Source organism: Sphaerothrix gracilis Ecp01, from assembly GCF_030405905.1.
Lineage (GTDB): Bacteria > Cyanobacteriota > Cyanobacteriia > Phormidesmidales > Phormidesmidaceae > Sphaerothrix > Sphaerothrix gracilis.
The window spans coordinates 137,878-156,839 of record NZ_JASATW010000004.1 but is presented as its reverse complement, the minus strand read 5'-3'; the positions used below and the strand labels follow the sequence as shown (position 1 = coordinate 156,839).

Here is an 18,962-nt window from a genome sequence, read left to right as displayed (position 1 = left end):
GAAGAGTTCGCTTTGAACAAATTGCGCCACCCTAGATGAAGAGGGCAATATTACCTGCAGTCTTGTACCCCGATAGAGCTTAGCAAAGCTTCTTTAACTCAATTGAATTGTTATTTTCACAGCTTTTAAGTAAATGGCCAAAGGCAAACGATGCTGTCGGGTGTAGTAGGCGAAGCTACAACGCGCCGTTCTACTAAGCTTCGAGGCGTTACGCTACGTGAATTTATGGCCACGTACTTAATCACAAGCATTTTAAGCAGATTCGTAAATTTTTTAGATAACTTAGGCAAAATACTATGGCTGACAATATTAAAGATCGAATTCAAACTGATATTCAGCAGGCCAAAGAAACAGGCAAGCTACGGGGCGATCGCCTCAAAGATATTGTGCGCAACGCGGTGTCTCAGGCGTCAGCTGAGCTAAAGGAAGGAACGCAGGAAATTCGGATTATTTTCAAAGATGCGATCGCTGCTGTAGTAGATTCTTTCCGCGATCGCGGCAGTGATTTAAGGTCTGACATTGAAGCTTCTTTAGAAGGGGGTTTAGAAGCCATCAGTCAAAGACGCCGCCAGTTTATTGCTCAAACCCAAGCTGAAATTGAGCAGTTACAGACCAAGATTGCTGAAGAAGAAAAAGCGATTGAAGTTGAGGCGGAAGAGATTTTAGATGATGTGCAGCTCACCACGCAGGAAAATTCTAGCGAGCTGAAAGACACCATTGCCTCAGCTATCGCCGCCGTCAAGAACAGCGAAGAGGCTAGCCTACTGCAAAAGCGCTACGCCCAGCTACAAACCCAGCTCTCAATTTTGCAGGCCAATCTAGCAGCCCGCTACGGCGAGCGCTACGACGATATTCAGCAGCACCTCGACAAGGCCAATAGCTGGTACGAAGGCATTCGACCTCAGGGTGAAGAACTCAGCAGCAACGTCCAGGCTAAGCATTCTGAGTTTCAGCAAAAGCTGGCTGAGGCGGGTCAGGCGCTAGCCCGCAAAGAGCAAGATATCAAGCGTAAACTGCGCGAACTCTGGCAGACGTCTTCCAGCGTTTTGACCGATAGCGACTCTTCCAACTCTTCTCTGAAGTAATGTTTATTCCTAAAGGCTTTGTCCAAGAAGCGGTACCGACGACGCTGGGGGAAATGGTGTACTACACCAACAAAGCGGAACCCTGGCAAAGTACCCTGTCAGACGCCGCTGAAACGCTGGTCTTCTTTCACGGTTTTGGCGGTGGCTCTTCCGCCTACGAATGGTCAAAGGTCTATCCGGCGTTTGCCTCCGAGTTTCGCATCATTGCCCCTGACCTGATTGGCTGGGGCCGCTCGGCTCACCCAGAACGCAAGTACATTCCTGAAGACTTCATCACCGCAATTTTGGAGTTTTTGCCCCAGGTGAGCCAGGGACCGACGCGGGTTATTGCTTCGGCGCTGACAGCCGCGTTTATGATTCGCGCCGCGATCGCCCGGCCAGAACTGTTTCGTTGGCTGATTTTGACTACAGCGGCGGGCCTGTTGGAGTTTAACAACAACTACCGCGACAACTTTTTTACCCAGCTCGCCGGCACCCCCATCATCGACCAGTTTCTCTATAAGACAGGCGTAGCGACCAGTTTCGGTATTCGCAGTTTCTTAGAACAGCGACAGTTTGCCCAAGGCGATCGGGTCTATACCGAAATGGTCGAAGCTTACCTGCAGTCAGCCCAGCAGCCTAACGCCGAGTATGCGGCCCTAGCCTTCGTTCGGGGCGACCTTTGCTTTGATCTGACAGAGTATATTGAACAGCTAGTTATTCCCACCGCCATGATTTGGGGGCGATCGACTGAGTACACTGGGCCGGAGGTAGGCAGTCGCTTAGCCAAAATGAATCCGCAGGCCGTACGCATCTTTTATCAGTGGGACGACGTGGGCTTTACGCCCCAGCTAGAGCTGCCGGCTGTGACAGCGGGCCTGCTGCGCCGCTTTATGGGTGAGCTAGAGCAGGTAGAGTCTCCGGTAATTGCTGCATGAACCCTTTGGCGTTTTGTTACCTGTCACAGCACAGACCCAGGAAAACGATAAGCTAATAGTAAAGGGGGCGATCGCCATGAAAGAACGGTTTCATAACCGGACTGACGCAGGCCGACAGCTAGCCCAAAAACTATCTCAGTACGCTCAGCGCCCAGACGTGATTGTCCTGGCTTTACCCAGGGGGGGCGTGCCTGTAGCCTACGAGATAGCCACAGCTTTACAGGTGCCGCTAGATCTTTGCCTTGTGCGCAAGCTGGGCGTGCCCGATCGCCCAGAACTGGCAATGGGGGCGATCGCTAGCCCTAATATCCGCATTCTCAATCAGGAAATTCTCGCCAGCCTCGATCTGTCCCCGCAGGCAGTAGAGCAGGTGACTCGCCACGAACAGCAAGAATTGGCCCGTCGCGATCGCTGCTATCGCGGCAGTCGGCCTTTTCCCCATCTACGCGATCGCTCCGTGATCGTAGTAGACGACGGCATTGCTACCGGCTCTACCATAAGAGCAGCGATCGCGGCGATTAAGTATCAGTCCCCGGCTCAAATCATTGTTGCAGTCCCCGTTGCGCCTAGCTCGACTGCGGCCGTCTTAAAGCCGCAGGTCGATAATCTTGTCTGCCTGAAGCTTCCCGACAGCCTTTACTCCATTAGCCTGTGGTACGAAGACTTTTCGCAGACCAGCGATCAGGAAGTGCAACAGCTATTGTCGCAAGCAATGACTTCGACGCTGGCCTCCTAAAAGCTGGCCTCCTAAAACCCAAGGTCCCCCGGCGCGCAGAGCTACTGATGCGTCATTGAATAGGATGAGCCATTGACGTGGCTGTTACCCACCTGTTCGCTCTGACCGCTGCCAGCTGCGGGCGCATTGATTTGCACAAACTGGTGGGGCACCCCAATGGGAATGTGAGCAACATCAAAGGCAAGCTTCAGCCGTCTGCGGTATTCGCGGGCCACGTCCCACTGCTTTAGCGGCAGCGTCTTGATCCAGACTCGAATAGCTGCGCCAAAGTGATCTAGACGATCTACCCCTAACATCAGCGGCGGCTCCAGAATCAGGGGCTGCCAGCGGCTATCCTGGCTCATTTCATGGGCAACGCGATCAATGACGGCAATCGCCCGATCTAAATCAGCTTTGGGATCTACCGCTATAGTGACATCGACTCGCGACCATTCCTTAGAAAGGTTCTGCACCACCGCAATTTGTCCGTTTGGAATTGTAATCAAACGGCCTTCTTCATTGCGGAGCTGCGTAATCCGCAAATTCATCGTTTCCACAAAGCCCGCCACTTCACCAATCACCACTACGTCACCGACGCCGTACTGATCCTCTAAAACGATCAAGAAGCCGTTAATGATGTCCTTGATCAAACTTTGGGAGGCAAATGAAATCGCTAAACCTAAAATTCCAGCACCTGCCAGCAGCGGCGCAATTCTGACCCCCACCATAGACAGCGCCACTAAAAACCCTATGGCAATCAGGGCCGAAGCCATGATGCTTTTAGCAATTTGTGAAAAAGTAAACAGGCGTAGCGAAAGCCGCTGCGATCGCTCTGGCACCCAGTTGGCTCGATCCTGCAGGGCAATACAGAAGCGATCAATGAGCACATTGCCCAGCCGAATCAGACTGTAAAGCGCCACAACCAGCAGCACTAGCTTGACGGGCAGCTTCAAAATATCTAGCAGAATAGGCTGTATCCAGCGCGTGTAGGGAAACAGGCCAATGACTAAGATAACAGCGCTAACCCACAGCACAATCTGTCCTAAGATCAGCAGTCGTCGCTGGACATCTAGAATGTTGAACTGCTGTCGGTGGTGCAGTTGCTCTCTCAAAGCTGTTGAGTTGTCAGCAGAGGGATCGGAGGCGAGCGCAGTCTCAAACTGACTGAGAGCCTGATTGCACCTACGCCGCCGCCGCCCTAAGAGATGCTGTAGGCTGGCGATCGCCAAGCTGAGGAGCACAGCCAAAATCAGTCCACCGCCAACAATGTAAAGCTGTCGTCGCAGGTAAGCTGGCTGACGCTCTTGCTTAAAGCGAATAAGAGCCGTGCGGATTAAGCGAGTTAGCTCCTGGGCGCGAATAGTTAGATCTTGCAAACCTCTGAGCTGAGCGTCAGCCGCCGTCACCGTCATCAGAAAATTGCCGTTGATATAAATAATGGGCTGGTTGCTGGCCTCTTCTACTTCCCAAGTTACCTGTAGGCTCTCGGCGCTGTAGTCCTGCTGGGCAAACTCTCGCAGCCGCTGTTCAATCTCCCAAGAACGCCTCGCGGCTGAAATCACCTCATTGTCGGTTTCTCCTTCTATCGGGGCCGCTACGTAGAAAATAGTGCGACCATCTAGATCGACCGGAGCTGAATTGAGATCGCTGTTGAAAACCGCTAGATCCTGCAGACTAGGCGGGACTAAATTCTCCACAGCCTGCGGAATTGCATTTGTGATTGGGGATTCCGTCTGGGCTGTAGACGTCACAGGCAGCAGAACTAAGGTCATGCTGACCAAGACGCCAACTAAAGCAGCCAGCCATCGTCGCTTGCGGCGAAAGCTGCTACCACTTGCTGGATAGATGAAGTGGAAAAAAGCCATGTCGATCTATCACCTGATAACTAAAATAGGCAAGTCGCTAAACCCGTAGTCAAGCATCTAAGCTAATTCAAGGATACTTTTGGCTTAACAAGCTGTAACAGATGCTATTCAAATAAATTTGCTCTGATATCTGTCTTTAGAGGCAAACTGGAAAATTTATTCAGAGTACGCGCTTGTTTGAATTAAATTAGCTGACTGAAAAGTAAGAATAACACTGGTTGCGCCGCTTCTAAGTAATTAGCTTGAGAAAATTTGTGGGATCTACGGAGCCTGTAGGCACTCAGTTTCCGCATATACACTGACTCAAAAATCAGTAATCTTTCCCAAGCCTTTCTGGCAGAAAAAAGGGAGACTAATTCATAACAGAAGACCTTCTCAGCTTTACTAAAGATGATGTTTTATTTTTTACCTGCTTCCTTTGTTTTTTCAGTTTTGCTACGTGGCCTGGTGAAGGACGAAGCCGCTGATAAGGCCGATATGGGCCTATGGCTGGTAATCTTTCTAGCGACTGTTCTCTGGCCGATAACGCTGCCGTCTATTCTGTACAAGAAAGTTTTTCAAAGAACTCATCAGGAAAAAGATACAGAGTGGGCTTCTGCCTAAACTTTTTTCTATCCTGTTGGCAAAAAAGACAAAAAAACGCTGTAGCAGGCTTGTATACAGCCATAGCCTAACAGTTAACTTGGTTTATCAAAGCGAGATTTCTAATACTTGAAGCTGGAAAATTTCGCTAAATAGATTGACTGGATAGGGGATTAAATCCAGACTGTTTTTTCAAAAATTCTAAGGGTTTCTACCAACGCTTTCTTTGGCGTTCGCTCCGTAGTCAAGAGACTGCAATGATAGCAACCTAGCCCATTGGCGGCGATCGCTTCCTGCCAGCAGCAGCCTGCTAAAAGCTGACTGACCAACCTCAATAACTGTAGCAACGACAGTTGGCTGTATGACACATGACCCCAAACCGCCCATTTAGGTTCCTGGGGTCTAAACGTACAGTCGCTAGAGCGCAAAGGGGCCGTGCATCTGCGATAGGCTGAGACAGAAGCTTCGCAGCCGCAAGAGTGAGTACCGCTTTGTTTACCGATTTCAATCGCGCCATGATGCAGCGCTGTTTATCCCTAGCGCAGCAGGCAGCAGGTTATACGGCTCCCAATCCGCTGGTAGGTGCAGTCATCACTCAGGAGACTGAGGTGGTGGGAGAGGGATATCATCCTCAGGCCGGGCAGCCTCACGCAGAGGTCTTTGCGCTCAGAGCCGCAGGCGATCGCGCCGTTGGGGGCACCCTCTATGTTAATTTGGAACCCTGCAATCACTATGGGCGCACCCCCCCCTGCACCGAAGCCGTGATTCAGGCTGGTATTCGCCGGGTTTATGTCGGCATGATTGATCCCGATGAGCGCGTTTCGGGTCAGGGCGTTGCCCGCCTGCGAGAAGCCGGTCTTGAGGTGATAGTCGGTTTAGAAGAAGCGGCCTGCCTACAGCTTAATGAGGCTTTCGTCCATCGAATTCAGCACCATCGCCCCTTCGGCATTCTCAAATACGCCATGACTTTGGACGGCAAGATTGCGGCAACGTCTGGACACAGCGCCTGGGTGACCGGCCCGGCGGCTCGAACGAGGGTGCATCAGCTACGGGCTGTCTGTGACGCCGTCATCATCGGCGGCAATACGCTGCGGCGGGATAACCCCCATCTCACCAGCCACGGCCAAAGCGATCGCAATCCGCTGCGGGTCGTGATGAGCCAGCAGCTCAACTTGCCGCTCACGGCTAATCTCTGGCAGGTTGAAGTTGCTAAAACTCTGGTGCTTACCCAAACCGGCGCTAATCCCCAACTGCAAGATCAGCTTAGGCAAAAAGGGGTAGAGGTGGTAGCGTTAGATTCCCTGACGCCGGCAACTGCGATGGAATATCTATATCAGCGCCAACTACTATCTGTACTGTGGGAGTGTGGCGGACGACTGGCCGCAGCGGCGATCGCCGCTGCAGCCGTACAAAAAGTTTTGGCCTTTGTCGCACCCAAGATTATTGGTGGTCAAGGTGCACCATCCCCGGTAGGAGACTTGGGTTTAACGGCGATGACACAGGCCCGACCGCTAGAGCGCCTACACTGGCAAATGATTGGCAGCGACCTGCTGGTAGAGGGCTATCTAGCTTAGTCTCGTAGGGGAACTTCTGACGGGACGGGAATGCTCAAGCTGCTGGAAGTGAGATAGCTGGTAACGGCTCGACTCCGCATAATTGCATCTAGCGCCTGCCGTAGGTCTTCGCGTCCGCGAAAGCTATCTAAGCGTTCACACACCTCTCCATTTTCAACAAAAAGCAGGGTGGGTAGCGTCGTGAGGCGATAAAAATTAGCTAGCTTCAAATTTTCATCAGCATTAACATTAACGACTCTGACCTGACCTTCCCACTCTGTCTGAAAGTTATTCAGCAGAGGTTTGATCATACGACACAACCCGCACCAAGGTGCCCAAAAATGCACTAGAACCGGAATAGAAGACTGCAAAACTTGGTTTTTAAATGTGGTGTCATTGACGGATGAAGACATTTGTTCAGTTAAATCAGGTGGATGAATAAATACTGTTTTAAGGCTTGGGATCATTATAAAGTGGGCAGACCATAAAAAAATACCTAGGATTTGAGATTTGTTGTTTTCCTATAACATGAAGCTGAAACTGTAGTAAGTCCCTAAAGCCCAAAGTTGCTTAGCTGCTACCAGCCTGTCGCGCGAGTAGCCTGAATCAGGGCTGGGTGCAGCCACCAAAACAACAACACAAAGGCGCTGACGCCTAAGTAAGCAGGGCGGAGAAATTCTTGCAGTTTCAGAGACTGTTTGCCCTGGGCGATCGCTAAAAACGGGATCACGGAAGTCCGCTGCTTCACGGCTGCAAACGCTTCGCCATAGCGATCGCTCCAGCGGCGATCACCATGCCACACCGCAAACAGATGATGCAGAATCAACCCCGCACAGGTGACTATCATAAACGAGGTGCCGAGCCAGAGAGCATGGGCTATACACCAAATTACCTGTCCTACCATTTGGGGGTGACGGGTGATGCGAATGATGCCAGTCTCGTAGAGATGCACCTGGGGTTTACTGATGGCGGCTACCTCCAGCAGATTAAAAGTAGCCGGATATAAAAAGAGAAAAGAAATGGCCGATAGCACCCACACTGTCGTTTGCATGCCCGGCGTGCCCTGTAGATTCCACAGTCGCAAACCGTCGTAGCGGTGATTGATAAAGTAGATAATTAGTCCTGAGGCCAGGGGCAAACTGACTAGAGCAAACAAGACCCGATAGGCCCGTGCTCCTATCAAAGTCTCTCCTTTAGGTCTTAGCGCTGCTAGCCCGCTATGGGCGATCGCAAACAACAGCAGCAGCCCCAGCATTATGAAGTGGCTAGTCGTCAACCAGGCAAAATCAGTCATAGAGGAGTGGCCAAAATGTCTCGGCGCTTGTTTTAGGCAAAATGTCTCTATAGTTAATTTTAGGGGTTAACCAATAGCGACTAGCAGCCAACCCAAAATAATTGCGGTTGCTGCTCCCAGCAGCGTGTTGATGATATTGACCACCTCATTTGTCAGCCAGTTAAAGCGTTCCTGCAGCGTTGCCCCAATTAGGCTCTCTAAATTAGTGGCGATAAAAGCAGCCACGATGCAAATGCCAATATCGAGGGGACTTATCAGTCCTACCAGCCAGCCCAGAAGCGCGATCGCTCCAGAAGCCACTGCCCCGGCCAAAGTGCCTTCCAAGCTAACGGCGCCCTCGGTGCCAGCAGGAACTGGCTGCAGCGTTGTAATTAGAAAGGTGCGCTTACCGTAGGCTTTACCCACTTCACTGGCACAGGTGTCCGACAGCTTGGTGCTGAAGCTAGCTACATAGCCTAGGGACAACGAGGCTATCCAAACAGACCGACTTGGATCGGTGCTCCAGTAGGTCAATAGCCAAATCCCTAACGCACAGAGAGTTGCCGTCAGCGCCGATCCCCAAACATTCTCTGGCCCGCGTGCCCCCGATCGCTTTTCAGCGATGCCCGCAGCTTCTTTTTTGACCATGCCGATCCGGGTGACAGCAGACCCCATCAGAAAGTAAAACATGACAACGCTGTAACCCCGCCAGCCTAAACAGCTCCACACCAAAACACCGAGCAGCCAAGCGTGGAAATAGCCCGCTGGTGTCAGCAGCTTTTTGGGAACCAGAAAAGCAATCGCCAGCAGCAAGCTATTGAGGGCGATCGCAATCCACCAAGGGCTAATAGCTGACAAAACTGGCATAAAGCTGAACGCGCAAACCTACAACAGCAGTCTAAAGCCTGGAGAGCGATCTAAGATGAGTCTAGAGTATGTAATCGACTGGCGCTATGTCCTCTATTCTTTTCCATTTGGCTTTTCCGGTATCTGAAATTGCTAAAGCTAAAGAATTCTATGCCGAGGGGCTAGGCTGTGACGTGGGCCGAGAAACACCGGGTTCAGTTATCTTAAACTTGGCGGGTCATCAGCTCGTTGCCCATCTCACCCACGAGTCGCTAGAGCCTCAGCGGGGGATCTATCCTCGCCACTTTGGCCTAGTTTTTCGACAAGAAGCTGATTGGGAAGCGCTCCTCGCTAGAGCGCAGTCTCAAAATTTAACTTTTCATCAGTCGCCCAAGCGCCGCTTTGTCGAGACGCCGCTGGAGCATCGCACATTTTTCCTAGAAGATCCTTTCCACAATCTTTTGGAGTTTAAGTTCTACTGCCACGAAAGCGCTATCTTTGGCGAAACTGAGTACGCCCGCGTGGGGGATATATAGGCTTTTTAGCTTTGCTCTTTTCCCGGCTTATCTTGCATGGCCGCTAGCTGGGCCACTAGTCAGTCTCGATAGGCCGATAGCTTTTCCGGATGTATAGACAGTTGCGGCCGTTGGTTTCAGGCGTATAGGTAAAGCGATCGGCAATTCGCTCCATCAGCCGTAGTCCCCGTCCACCTTCAGAATCTTTGTCGATCACCTGGGGCGTCTTACGCAGCCAGTTCTGAACATCAAAGCCCGGCCCCCGATCCCAAATATAAATTTCCAGGGCCTCTGAAAAGATGACGACTTCAATTTCAATCGGCGTTTCTGCCGCTAAGCTTTGGTGGGCGTGGCGAACCGCATTAGTAAATCCTTCTACCAGAGCTAACTGACACTGCAGCCAGACGTTCTCTGGAATTGGATATTGGGCTAAGTTCTGGAAGTGATCAAACCACGCCAGAACTTTATCCAAATCTTTTAGATCCGTCCTCGTCTGGAAACGGCGCTTCTGAATGAGTTTCAACGCTGAAAAAATCCTTGACGCGTACGGCGAGCTGTTAGATGCCCTGAGGCTCAAAATGATATTAACTGTTCGCGCAGTTCTGTTGCCGTAATTCAAGCAGACAAAGCAATATCCGATACTTTAGAAGACATTAGGGCAGAACGAATAGCCACTAGGCTGTTTTTGCTAGTTAGCATACCCGAATGGGTCAGAACCGGCACTTTAATTTCTTGCCCTACAGGCAGTCGAGAACTTTCTGCAGGCACGATCATCAGATCATAGGGAGTCCAGATAGAGGTAAATTCAATCTGCGATAGCACCCTGAGATCTTGATTGAGATTTTGAATGAATGGGCTGTTGGGTCGCATCTGCTGACAGCCCGGATTCCAGCGTCCATAGGCCAACCAGGAGCCTTGGTGAGGCGCGGAAACCGTTACAAATCGAGCGACTCGCTTAGCCCCTCCTAATCGCTGAATATAGTACCGGCTGACTAAGCCTCCCATACTAAATCCCAGTAAATCTACTGGTTGTTCAGCAGCGAAATGTTGCTCGATGTAGTCTGCAACCTGAATCGCTAATACGTCTAAGCCGGCATTTCCGTTGTTGGGTGTTAAGTTGAGCGGATGAAAGGAAGACCACCCCTGCTGTCGTAAATAAGCAATAGCCGGATCAAAAACAGTGACTGTATCATCAATACCGTGAATCAGAACCAGTGGATTGCGGCGGATGGATGACATAATGCTTTGGGAAAAGGGCTTACCTCTATTACTGTAAGCAAACCACATCTATCCTAGCCGAAGCTGAGGACAGTTTTAGGACAGGCAGTGGATACCTCCAGCAGCCCTCAGCTAAAGGCTTGAAAACTATTGACCTAAAGCTCTAGCTTTCGCAACAGCGCTAAGATTTTCATGAATAGCCCTTCTAGCGGTCAAGACTTGAAGCCACGAAGGGGGACAAAAGTATTGAGGCAGCGTCTGGCTGACGGTTTTAAAATCCATCGGGCGTCACCTAGTCAGTTTCGTTAGCTTTTCTTTAAAATGCTAAGGCTGATTCACAAAGCCTTGCTAACCTCGCTCAATGCGTATTCTTGTCTGGTATCGCAACGATCTGCGTATTCACGATCACGAACCAATCAATCAAGCACTCCAAAAGCAGGCTCAAGTCATCCCGCTTTACTGCTTTGATCCGAGGCAGTTTGCTGAAACTTCTTTTGGCTTTCCCAAAACAGGAGCCTTCCGGCTCCAATTCTTGTTAGAAAGCGTCGCTGCTCTCAGGCGATCGCTAAAGGCGATCGGCAGCAACTTGGTCATCCGCCAAGGTCATCCTGAGCGAGTGATTCCGCAGCTAGTCAAAGAGCTGAGCGTTGACGCAGTCTACTGGCACGAAGAAGTGACCGCGGAAGAGGTCGCAGTCGAAACGGCGCTGGAGACAGCTTTAGACCAGCTAGGCGTAGAATCAGAAGTGTTTTGGGGATCTACCCTGGTTCACATTGATGATTTGCCGTTCGATCCAGAGCAGCTGCCGGATGTTTTCACCACGTTTCGCAAACAGGTCGAGAAAAGCTGGGCCGTCTATCCAACTTTCGCGACGCCCGAAGCCGTGCCCAAACTGCCGAGAGAGCTAGATCCGGGTAAGCTGCCAACTTTGGCATCATTCGCCCTAGAGCCGCCTCAGGCTGATTCGCGGGCGGTAATCGAATTTAAGGGGGGCGAAACGGCAGGCTTGGAAAGATTGCAGCATTATTTTTGGCAGGCTGACTGTCTCAAAGACTATAAGCAAACCCGCAACGGCATGTTGGGAGCTGACTACTCCTCTAAATTTTCACCTTGGCTAGCGATGGGCTGCCTCTCGCCCCGGCGCATCTATGAGGCGGTGCAGCAATATGAAGCGGAGCGGGTTAAGAATAATTCTACTTACTGGCTGATTTTTGAGCTGCTTTGGCGCGATTATTTTCGCTTTGTTTGCGTCAAATATGGCGATCGCATTTTTCGGGCCTCTGGCATTCGCGGTCTTGAAATTGAGTGGAAGCAGGATGGTGAGCGATTTGAACGCTGGCGGCAGGGACAGACCGGATTTCCTTTAGTTGATGCCAACATGCAAGAACTGAACCGAACGGGCTTCATGTCAAATCGAGGCCGTCAAAACGTTGCCAGCTTTCTGACCAAAAACTTGGGCATTGATTGGCGTATGGGGGCTGAGTGGTTCGAGTCAAAGCTAATTGATTACGACGTTTGCAGCAACTACGGTAACTGGAACTATACGGCAGGAGTCGGTAACGATGCCAGAGGATTCCGCTATTTTAATATTCCTAAGCAGGCTAAAGATTACGATCCAGAAGGCCAATATGTGAAGCACTGGCTACCTGAACTCAGTGATGTTCCCGCCCCAAAAGTGCATGAACCTTATCAGCTAAAACCAGCAGAGCAAAAGCGCTTCCACCTGCAGCTTGGGGTTGACTATCCCAACCCGGTAGTGGATTTAGGAAAGTCGGTCAAGGCCAACGAGGCAATTTACAACCAAGCTAAGGCTTAATATTAAGCTGTCTTTTACCACCTGGGATTGCGAGCAATCAGGGCTTGAGCCTGCTGCTGATCGACTGGTTTTGAAAAGAAGTAGCCCTGACCATACTGACAGCGAAAGGTTCTCGCTAAGTCAAGCTGCTTAGCTGTCTCAATGCCCTCTGCAACTACGTCGACGCCCAGGTGGTGAGCCAGTGTGGTGATGGTTTGCGTAATGACTATGCCTGAGTTCTCGTCATTTGTATCCATGACGCCGATGAAGGAGCGATCGACCTTGAGCGCGTTTATGGGAAACCGATGCAAATAGCTCAGAGAGGAATAGCCGGTGCCAAAGTCATCAATACAAATCTGTAGACCTAAATCCCTGAGCTGAAACAATGTGCTTTTGGAAAGCTGGGTATTCTCCATGAGCACGCCTTCAGTAATCTCTAACTTGAGGCGCTCAGGCTTGAGGCAGGTTTGGTGCAAGGCTCGCTCTATTTGCTTTGCCAAATGGGGGCTATTAAACTGCTTGCTAGACAGGTTGACGTTCATAGTTAAGGCTTCTGCCTGCGGCAGTACCTGCTGCCATTCATAGAGTTGCCGACAGGCTTCAAAGATTATCCACTCCCCAATGGGTAAAATTAGCCCTGTTTCTTCAGCGATTTTAATAAACTTGTCTGGTAAAACAAGTCCCTGCTGTGGATGCTGCCAGCGAATTAAAGCTTCAAAGCCAACAATCGAACCTTTGTCTAAAGCGACTATTGGCTGATAGTAAAGCTGAAACTCTTGCCGCTCGATAGCTCGGCGCAAATCATTGTCTAACTGCAGCAAGCCCACCATATGCTTGTGCATATCTTGACTAAACTGTTCATAGCGAGAGCGACCACGAGCTTTAGCCTGATACATAGCGGTATCGGCATCTCTGAGAAGCTGGTCGGCTTGATCGTAGCTGGGCTCACTAAAGGCGATGCCTACGCTAGCACTGACAAATATTTCATGCTGGTCTATGACGGTGGGGGCAGACAGGGCCTGAATAATCCGCTCAGCAATTTCGTTAGCTTCTTGAATGCTGCTGAGATCTTCTAGCAGCACCGTGAACTCATCTCCGCCGAGTCGAGCAACCGTATCGCCAGCACGCAAGCAGGTTGTTAATTTTTGGGCGATCGCGACTAAAAGCTGATCGCCCACTAAATGACCTAGACTATCGTTCACCATTTTGAACCGATCGAGATCGATAAACAAAACGGCAAATAAATAGCTTTTACGCCTTTTAGACAGCTTGATCACATGGTCTACCCGCTCTAAGAAAGACTGCCGATTCAGCAATCCCGTCAAGTGATCGTGGAGGGCCTCATGTCGAAGGCGCTGCTCAAACGTTTTGCGTTTAGTAATATTGCGAATAATAGCTAAAAGCTCTTGATTACTGTTCCAAACGATGCGAACTTCGCAATAAAGGGGCTGCTCCGTTTGGGAAAGGAACTTGCAGTCAAACGTATAGGTTTCTTGCGAATTCAGCGTTGCCCGAATGCCCGTGAACAACTGCTGCGCAATGGGGGTCGGCAGCGCTTCGGCAATGTTGCGTCCTACATGCTGCTCGGTCAACAGCGTCAAATGGGGATCCTTGGAGGGCTTGACCCGTAAAATATTGCCCTGTGAATTGAGATCAACAATTAAATCTGGAATCGCCTCTAAAAGTGCTTGTTCTTTGCCCTGACTTTCGCAAAGCTGAACCTTTGTCTGATTTTTTTTAGTAACGTCGAAGATGTAGCTGCGAATTACATTCATCTCACAAATTAAGCAGGCAAACTGCTCGAAGATGCGATCGCCGACTTTCACTTCTCTAAATAGACTTTTGGCCTGGGTATTTTGTTGAAAGGCAGGTGTTAAGCCGGCTAGAACAGGATGCTGATTTTTTTGACTTAATAGATTAGAGAATACTTTTCTAGAGGCTAAGTTACAGTAAGAAATAGTTCCAGATAAAGAGATTTCAATAATAGGAGTAGGAATTAATTCTAAGAAGGAAGCAATATGAAATAGTTCTGCTTTAGGAAAGCTTTCCAGCCTACTATCAATTACGCTTGTAGTGACAACTGTCTGACGAGTGATTGAACGTGCCTGCTCTTTTTGACTATCACGATGCACTCGAATTGAATTTAGCTCGCGCAGATTATTAAGCTTGTAATATCGGATACAGGTGCCTCGACATAGCTGAATTTTATCACCATGTTCTAAATTTTTAGAGAAATGCGGTTGGCCGTTGACTGTCAATCCGTTGGTGCTGCGATCGCCTTTCAAGTTACCGTCTACAATGCGAAAGTGAAAGCCGTTATCTTCAGAGTTTCTAATTTGATAGAGATGGGCATGGCATCGGGAAACGCCCTTTGAACTTAATACAATTGAGTTTTTTGAGCTACGGCCAATTGAATAAACACACTTTTCAAGATAGAGCACTCTTTGAGCTTTTTGCTCCGTCACGATGAGAAAGTGGAAGGACTTATTTTCGTCTTTCATATCCGTTGGAGATGCATAAATAAAAGGAGTTCGCGCCGCCACTCGCAGCTAGAATCAATCTGCTTCTAATATCTATTCGCTATAATACCGCCGCCGACAATAGAGCCATATAAACTATTGCCAGACAGAAAAATCTTATTTTTACCTTGATGTTACGGAATATAAAACCGTGTTTTTTCGGGGAACTAAAGAACTTTTTTAGATTTGCCAGGGGCAGAGAATCTCTCAAATTTCTGCTAAGACGCAAACTTCCTACGCCATAACGCGTAGGAAGTTCTTGAACAATACAGGCAAGACTGAACTCAACGGCTCACGCAGCCTACCTCATTGCGGTGACGAGTGCCACGGTTGCAGATCTACCGAGAAAACTCAGCTTGGCAAGTGCTAAATTCTAGCTGACATCCAAGCGTAGATAAAGGCAAAGTCTGAAGCTTATTGTTAGGAGCGCAAGTAGCTTTTTCGGAGTTTTTAGCTCTTGCAACTGTCTAGTTTTTAGTAAGCAGGGTGCTGCTTTAGCTGATGAATTTCATCACAAATCAAATAAGGTCTTGGCACATTTTTTATCTTGATCTCAAAGCTGCCTGTGCCCGAGTTGGCAACTTTAAGCGTTCCCGTATCTAAAAAACGCTGAACTAAGTTCTGCTCAACATCAATGTCCATAATGTCTAAATAGTCAACGGTTGTCTCTTTATGAGAGAAAACGCCTCTTTTGTAGATTAGATGGTCATCATTTAGAACTAAGGTGGTAGTAGAGCAGTATAAATGCCAGCTTACTAGAGCTGCTGCGCTCATCTTTGCTAGCGGAAATGGCAGCTTTTGATTAAACCCGATAAGCATCAGAAAAATCAGAGCGCCGTAGAAAATAGGATAGCTTCTCAAAGGGGAAGGATGAATTTCGCGGAGATAAGTCATCACCAAATACCCACTATAAATCTCATAGCAACTCCTACGACTTGCCCACTGACCATTTCAGAGATTTCATCAAGTTCTTAAACTTTCTCAAGAACCCATAGACAGATGGAAGCGTCGGCTATAGGCCATTCCGCTATGGTTAAGGCAGTCTAAACTATGGAGACTTTGTCAGATGAGTGCTGACGACTTTATCAATCCTCGCTCCGCCTACCGGGGTGACGTGCAGCCAGAGAATCTAGCCTTCAACGCCAATTTGCAAGAATTTGCCCAGCGCGTAAACCATATTTGCAATTTAGAAACCAGCGGCAAACTTAAGTCCCAGGCAGCCTACGAGGCTATCTATGAACTCTGGCAAACTTTAGAGGCTTCTAAGCAAGGCTTAAAGCTGGGGGAGCATCCCTTTCACTCTGAAAACTCCTGAATCTATGCCTGAGATGGAGTTCTCAAGCTGGCTGGCTGATAGCTTTAGAGAGATAATCCGCTGCCGCTTCTACAACCGCGATCGCATTTTCATACAGCATTCGCGTAGGACCCAAAATGCCGACGCTGCCTACGGGAACTGAGTCACGGCGATACATAGCGGTGACTAAGGCACAGCTTTGCATTGGTTCAATAGGATTCTCGGAACCAATCCAAATGCGGACGCCAGAGTCTGTGCCCAGCGTATCTTCTGCCTCGAAGATGAGCGGCCAAATCTGCTTTTGCTCTTCCTCTAGCAGCTGCACGATTGCCTGTACCTGATGAGACTCAGAGAACTCTGGCTGTCGCAGTACTTCAGCCAGGCCGCTGACCATCATTTGGGTGGAAGCAGGGGCTTGACTCCGGCGAGAAAGATTAGTGACCGCCTGTCTCAGCGTTTTAGCATAGCGCTGAAATTTCTGGTCTAGCTCGCTCCAGTCCAGTAGCGTCACTTCGCTTAGAGTCCGCCCTTTGAGATGAGTATTGAGAAAATTAGATAAAAGCTGTAGTTCCCGGTCTAGCTGCTCCGATTGGGCAGCCGCTTCGTCCAGTCTATGGGGGAGCTGGATCAAGATAGACTGGGGGCCATAGCAATCTAGCATGACTATGAGTAGTCCTTGCCCAGGACTCACCTGCACGAGCTGTAGGTGACGGAGGACGGCCTGATGGGTGTTGGGCAGCGTGATTAAGGTGACATAGCCGCTCAGAGTTGATAAAATCTGCGCGGCGCCGTGTAGGAGAGCCTCAAGGCTCCAGCCTTCCCAGTCAAGCTGACTGCGCAGTAGCCGGTCTACCTGTCGGCCAATTTTTCCAGAGGGCTGAATTAGCTCATCTACGTAAATGCGATAGCCAGAGTCAGAAGGAATGCGCCCTGCTGAAGTGTGGGGCTGATAAAGCAAACCTGACTTTTCCAAAAAACCCATCGCGTTACGGATCGTAGCCGAGCTGACCTTGAGGTCATATTCTTTGGCTAGCGACTTAGAACCGACTGGCTCTGCCGTTTCTACGTAACGACGAATGGTTGCCCACAATATCTGCTGCTGCCGAGTATTGAGTTTTAGCTTAATTGGCATAGGAACATACTAAAGCAAGCCCTTTTTCTATTCTGACTACTTTATCAGATGCCCAAAATCTATCTGTTCGCAGCACAGCTTTGCCGTACAGTTCGTAACACTTAAACAATGCAGGCATCAGATTCGGCAAAAATGTTGATTTAACCAGGGTCAGGCTTAAAACTATAGCCGATGAGCTGATAAAGTTTTGCCTCATGCCAAAGCTAGCGGCCCTCGATGACCTAGATGGGCTAACGGCTCATGAGCGAGTAGGCAATGGCCGATGGTTTGGCGTTTGAGCAACGTCAGTCAGGCAAGCACGCGATCGCGTCTATTAGGGCAACACTCACAATTCCTGGTAAATTCAGAAAGTCCCAAACATTCTGATGTTGCTTAGAACCTACAGGTTTTGATCCTGGTTGGTTTCAGCCAGCCCGGATAACAAGTAATCTAAGGACTACAGAGTTATCACTGGATCCCTCAGTATTTTCTATTGGTTTTCGATTGCCTATCTGCAACGTTCAGGGGCTGCGCAGTTTACTTGTTTCGCTACAGCTTACGCTTTTACTCACCTTCGAGCTTTTTTAACTTCAGGTTAAGCAATTATGTCTGACCTTCCCTTTACCCTCGATCAACTCCGTATTCTCAAGGCAATTGCTGCTGAAGGGAGTTTCAAGCGGGCCGCAGATAGCCTGTACGTATCGCAGCCAGCCGTGAGCCTGCAGGTTCAAAATCTAGAACGTCAGCTAGACGTACCTTTGTTCGATCGGGGAGGGCGACGGGCGCAGCTCACGGAAGCCGGACATTTGCTGCTGAGCTATGGCGATCGCATTTTGAGCCTGTGCCAGGAAACCTGCCGCGCTATCGAAGATCTGCAAAGCTTACAAGGCGGGACTTTGATTGTGGGGGCCAGCCAGACCACCGGGACTTACCTGTTGCCCCGCATGATTGGGCTTTTCCGTCAGCGGTATCCCGATGTGGCGGTACAGCTACACGTACACTCAACTCGCCGGACGTCCTGGAGCGTGGCGAACGGTCAGGTAGATCTCGCTATTATTGGTGGAGAAGTTTTGCCTGAGCTACAGGACGTCCTGGAAATCATTCCCTACGCTGAGGATGAACTGGCGCTGATTATGCCGGTCTTTCATCCCTTGGCGGGGCAAGAGGTGATTCAGCGAGAAGATCTGTATAAGCTCAAGTTTATTGCTTTAGATTCTCAGTCTACAATTCGCAAAGTGATTGATCAGGTGTTGTCGCGTTCAGGCATTGAGACCCGGCGCTTGAAAATTGAGATGGAACTCAACTCTATCGAAGCAATCAAGAACGCGGTGCAGTCAGGACTGGGAGTGGCTTTTGTGTCGATCTCTGCGATTGAAAAAGAGCTGCAGATGGGGGTTTTACACCGGGCCAAGATTGAGTCTGTCGTGGTCAACCGCACCCTATCGGCCATTTTCAATCCCAGCCGATATCGCTCTAAAGCGGCTGAAGCCTTTACCAAAGAGATTTTGCCGCAGTTTACCAATCGCGTCTTAGACTTCAGTAAGAATAGCAAGAGCAAAGCAAATGGCACTAAAACTGCCTCCAAGACCGAAGAAACCGTTGAGATGACGGCCACCGTCGCCAATCCTGGGCTATCCCAGTCAAATTCTCAATCTTCCTCTAGCTAACCAATCT

General features: G+C 49.6%; 18 protein-coding genes. 9 read left to right on the top strand and 9 right to left on the bottom strand.

Annotation, left to right across the window (positions count from 1 at the left end):
- Window positions 1-296: 296 nt before the first annotated feature.
- The 3 genes from QJQ48_RS05740 (at window position 297) to QJQ48_RS05730 (ending at window position 2,738) form a co-directional block, all read left to right on the top strand.
- On the top strand, window positions 297-1,085 hold the full coding sequence (locus QJQ48_RS05740) for a coiled-coil domain-containing protein (RefSeq protein WP_346290245.1): 789 nt from the start codon (window positions 297-299) through the stop codon (window positions 1,083-1,085).
- Complete coding sequence (locus QJQ48_RS05735) at window positions 1,085-2,002, top strand: alpha/beta fold hydrolase (protein WP_346290244.1); 918 nt, start codon at window positions 1,085-1,087, stop codon at window positions 2,000-2,002. The genes QJQ48_RS05740 and QJQ48_RS05735 overlap by 1 nt, the downstream gene beginning before the upstream one ends.
- 76 nt (window positions 2,003-2,078) lie before the next feature.
- Window positions 2,079-2,738: a phosphoribosyltransferase gene (locus QJQ48_RS05730; protein WP_346290376.1), complete on the top strand. Its 660-nt coding sequence runs from the start codon at window positions 2,079-2,081 to the stop codon at window positions 2,736-2,738.
- A gap of 41 nt (window positions 2,739-2,779) precedes the next feature.
- On the opposite strand, the gene QJQ48_RS05725 is transcribed toward QJQ48_RS05730, so the two are convergent.
- A complete protein-coding gene (locus QJQ48_RS05725; protein WP_346290243.1) occupies window positions 2,780-4,582 on the bottom strand; it encodes a mechanosensitive ion channel family protein in 1,803 nt (600 codons plus the stop codon).
- 390 nt (window positions 4,583-4,972) lie between these two features.
- Here QJQ48_RS05725 and QJQ48_RS05720 point away from each other — a divergent pair, with 390 nt between their 5' ends.
- Both QJQ48_RS05720 and ribD read left to right on the top strand, forming a co-directional pair.
- Window positions 4,973-5,185, top strand: a complete 213-nt coding sequence (locus tag QJQ48_RS05720) for a hypothetical protein (protein WP_346290242.1) — start codon at window positions 4,973-4,975, stop codon at window positions 5,183-5,185.
- 494 nt (window positions 5,186-5,679) lie between these two features.
- A complete protein-coding gene (gene ribD / locus QJQ48_RS05715) occupies window positions 5,680-6,738 on the top strand; it encodes a bifunctional diaminohydroxyphosphoribosylaminopyrimidine deaminase/5-amino-6-(5-phosphoribosylamino)uracil reductase RibD (protein ID WP_346290375.1) in 1,059 nt (352 codons plus the stop codon).
- Here the strand turns inward: ribD and QJQ48_RS05710 are convergent.
- The 3 genes from QJQ48_RS05710 to QJQ48_RS05700 all read right to left on the bottom strand — a co-directional run bounded on the left by QJQ48_RS05710 (window position 6,735) and on the right by QJQ48_RS05700 (window position 8,857).
- Window positions 6,735-7,130 (bottom strand): thioredoxin family protein, encoded by a 396-nt coding sequence (locus QJQ48_RS05710; RefSeq protein ID WP_346290241.1) that lies wholly within the window; start codon window positions 7,128-7,130, stop codon window positions 6,735-6,737. The genes ribD and QJQ48_RS05710 overlap by 4 nt on opposite strands.
- Window positions 7,131-7,294: 164 nt before the next feature.
- Window positions 7,295-8,011 carry an NnrU family protein gene (locus tag QJQ48_RS05705; protein WP_346290240.1) on the bottom strand — a complete coding sequence of 239 codons (717 nt, stop codon included), beginning with the start codon at window positions 8,009-8,011 and terminating at the stop codon, window positions 7,295-7,297.
- Window positions 8,012-8,077: 66 nt separating this feature from the next.
- Entirely contained in the window at window positions 8,078-8,857 is a 780-nt protein-coding gene (locus QJQ48_RS05700; protein ID WP_346290239.1) for a TIGR00297 family protein, read from the bottom strand.
- An 86-nt stretch (window positions 8,858-8,943) separates the two neighbouring features.
- Here QJQ48_RS05700 and QJQ48_RS05695 point away from each other — a divergent pair, with 86 nt between their 5' ends.
- A complete protein-coding gene (locus QJQ48_RS05695; protein WP_346290238.1) occupies window positions 8,944-9,372 on the top strand; it encodes a VOC family protein in 429 nt (142 codons plus the stop codon).
- Between the two features lie 55 nt (window positions 9,373-9,427).
- Here the strand turns inward: QJQ48_RS05695 and QJQ48_RS05690 are convergent, their stop codons facing one another.
- Entirely contained in the window at window positions 9,428-9,823 is a 396-nt protein-coding gene (locus QJQ48_RS05690) for an ATP-binding protein (RefSeq protein ID WP_346290237.1), read from the bottom strand.
- A gap of 143 nt (window positions 9,824-9,966) precedes the next feature.
- Entirely contained in the window at window positions 9,967-10,590 is a 624-nt protein-coding gene (locus tag QJQ48_RS05685) for an esterase/lipase family protein (RefSeq protein ID WP_346290236.1), read from the bottom strand.
- Between the two features lie 340 nt (window positions 10,591-10,930).
- Between QJQ48_RS05685 and QJQ48_RS05680 the strand changes: the two genes are divergently transcribed.
- On the top strand, window positions 10,931-12,385 hold the full coding sequence (locus QJQ48_RS05680) for a DASH family cryptochrome (RefSeq protein ID WP_346290235.1): 1,455 nt from the start codon (window positions 10,931-10,933) through the stop codon (window positions 12,383-12,385).
- Window positions 12,386-12,399: 14 nt separating this feature from the next.
- Here the strand turns inward: QJQ48_RS05680 and QJQ48_RS05675 are convergent, their stop codons facing one another.
- Together QJQ48_RS05675 and QJQ48_RS05670 are read right to left on the bottom strand one after the other, a co-directional pair.
- Window positions 12,400-14,865 carry an EAL domain-containing protein gene (locus QJQ48_RS05675; RefSeq protein WP_346290234.1) on the bottom strand — a complete coding sequence of 822 codons (2,466 nt, stop codon included), beginning with the start codon at window positions 14,863-14,865 and terminating at the stop codon, window positions 12,400-12,402.
- 492 nt (window positions 14,866-15,357) lie between these two features.
- Entirely contained in the window at window positions 15,358-15,777 is a 420-nt protein-coding gene (locus QJQ48_RS05670) for a PH domain-containing protein (RefSeq protein ID WP_346290374.1), read from the bottom strand.
- A 172-nt stretch (window positions 15,778-15,949) separates the two neighbouring features.
- Between QJQ48_RS05670 and QJQ48_RS05665 the strand changes: the two genes are divergently transcribed.
- Entirely contained in the window at window positions 15,950-16,198 is a 249-nt protein-coding gene (locus QJQ48_RS05665; RefSeq protein WP_346290233.1) for a DUF7219 family protein, read from the top strand.
- 22 nt (window positions 16,199-16,220) lie between these two features.
- Here the strand turns inward: QJQ48_RS05665 and hrcA are convergent, their stop codons facing one another.
- Window positions 16,221-17,309: a heat-inducible transcriptional repressor HrcA gene (hrcA, locus tag QJQ48_RS05660; RefSeq protein WP_346290232.1), complete on the bottom strand. Its 1,089-nt coding sequence runs from the start codon at window positions 17,307-17,309 to the stop codon at window positions 16,221-16,223.
- A gap of 584 nt (window positions 17,310-17,893) precedes the next feature.
- On the opposite strand from hrcA, the gene QJQ48_RS05655 reads away from it, so the two are divergent.
- Window positions 17,894-18,955, top strand: a complete 1,062-nt coding sequence (locus QJQ48_RS05655) for a LysR family transcriptional regulator (RefSeq protein WP_346290231.1) — start codon at window positions 17,894-17,896, stop codon at window positions 18,953-18,955.
- Window positions 18,956-18,962: the final 7 nt, after the last annotated feature.

What these genes read in the sequence shown, in the direction of transcription:
- QJQ48_RS05720 (WP_346290242.1), top strand. Translation starts at nt 4,973, where the DNA reads ATGATGTTTTATTTTTTACCTGCTTCCTTTGTTTTTTCAGTTTTGCTA.
- QJQ48_RS05685 (WP_346290236.1), bottom strand. Translation starts at nt 10,590, where the DNA reads ATGTCATCCATCCGCCGCAATCCACTGGTTCTGATTCACGGTATTGAT.
- QJQ48_RS05710 (WP_346290241.1), bottom strand. Translation starts at nt 7,130, where the DNA reads ATGTCTTCATCCGTCAATGACACCACATTTAAAAACCAAGTTTTGCAG.
- QJQ48_RS05730 (WP_346290376.1), top strand. Translation starts at nt 2,079, where the DNA reads ATGAAAGAACGGTTTCATAACCGGACTGACGCAGGCCGACAGCTAGCC.
- QJQ48_RS05670 (WP_346290374.1), bottom strand. Translation starts at nt 15,777, where the DNA reads ATGACTTATCTCCGCGAAATTCATCCTTCCCCTTTGAGAAGCTATCCT.
- QJQ48_RS05675 (WP_346290234.1), bottom strand. Translation starts at nt 14,865, where the DNA reads ATGAAAGACGAAAATAAGTCCTTCCACTTTCTCATCGTGACGGAGCAA.
- QJQ48_RS05665 (WP_346290233.1), top strand. Translation starts at nt 15,950, where the DNA reads ATGAGTGCTGACGACTTTATCAATCCTCGCTCCGCCTACCGGGGTGAC.
- QJQ48_RS05695 (WP_346290238.1), top strand. Translation starts at nt 8,944, where the DNA reads ATGTCCTCTATTCTTTTCCATTTGGCTTTTCCGGTATCTGAAATTGCT.
- QJQ48_RS05700 (WP_346290239.1), bottom strand. Translation starts at nt 8,857, where the DNA reads ATGCCAGTTTTGTCAGCTATTAGCCCTTGGTGGATTGCGATCGCCCTC.
- QJQ48_RS05655 (WP_346290231.1), top strand. Translation starts at nt 17,894, where the DNA reads ATGTCTGACCTTCCCTTTACCCTCGATCAACTCCGTATTCTCAAGGCA.
- ribD (WP_346290375.1), top strand. Translation starts at nt 5,680, where the DNA reads ATGATGCAGCGCTGTTTATCCCTAGCGCAGCAGGCAGCAGGTTATACG.
- QJQ48_RS05725 (WP_346290243.1), bottom strand. Translation starts at nt 4,582, where the DNA reads ATGGCTTTTTTCCACTTCATCTATCCAGCAAGTGGTAGCAGCTTTCGC.
- QJQ48_RS05705 (WP_346290240.1), bottom strand. Translation starts at nt 8,011, where the DNA reads ATGACTGATTTTGCCTGGTTGACGACTAGCCACTTCATAATGCTGGGG.
- hrcA (WP_346290232.1), bottom strand. Translation starts at nt 17,309, where the DNA reads ATGCCAATTAAGCTAAAACTCAATACTCGGCAGCAGCAGATATTGTGG.
- QJQ48_RS05680 (WP_346290235.1), top strand. Translation starts at nt 10,931, where the DNA reads ATGCGTATTCTTGTCTGGTATCGCAACGATCTGCGTATTCACGATCAC.
- QJQ48_RS05735 (WP_346290244.1), top strand. Translation starts at nt 1,085, where the DNA reads ATGTTTATTCCTAAAGGCTTTGTCCAAGAAGCGGTACCGACGACGCTG.
- QJQ48_RS05740 (WP_346290245.1), top strand. Translation starts at nt 297, where the DNA reads ATGGCTGACAATATTAAAGATCGAATTCAAACTGATATTCAGCAGGCC.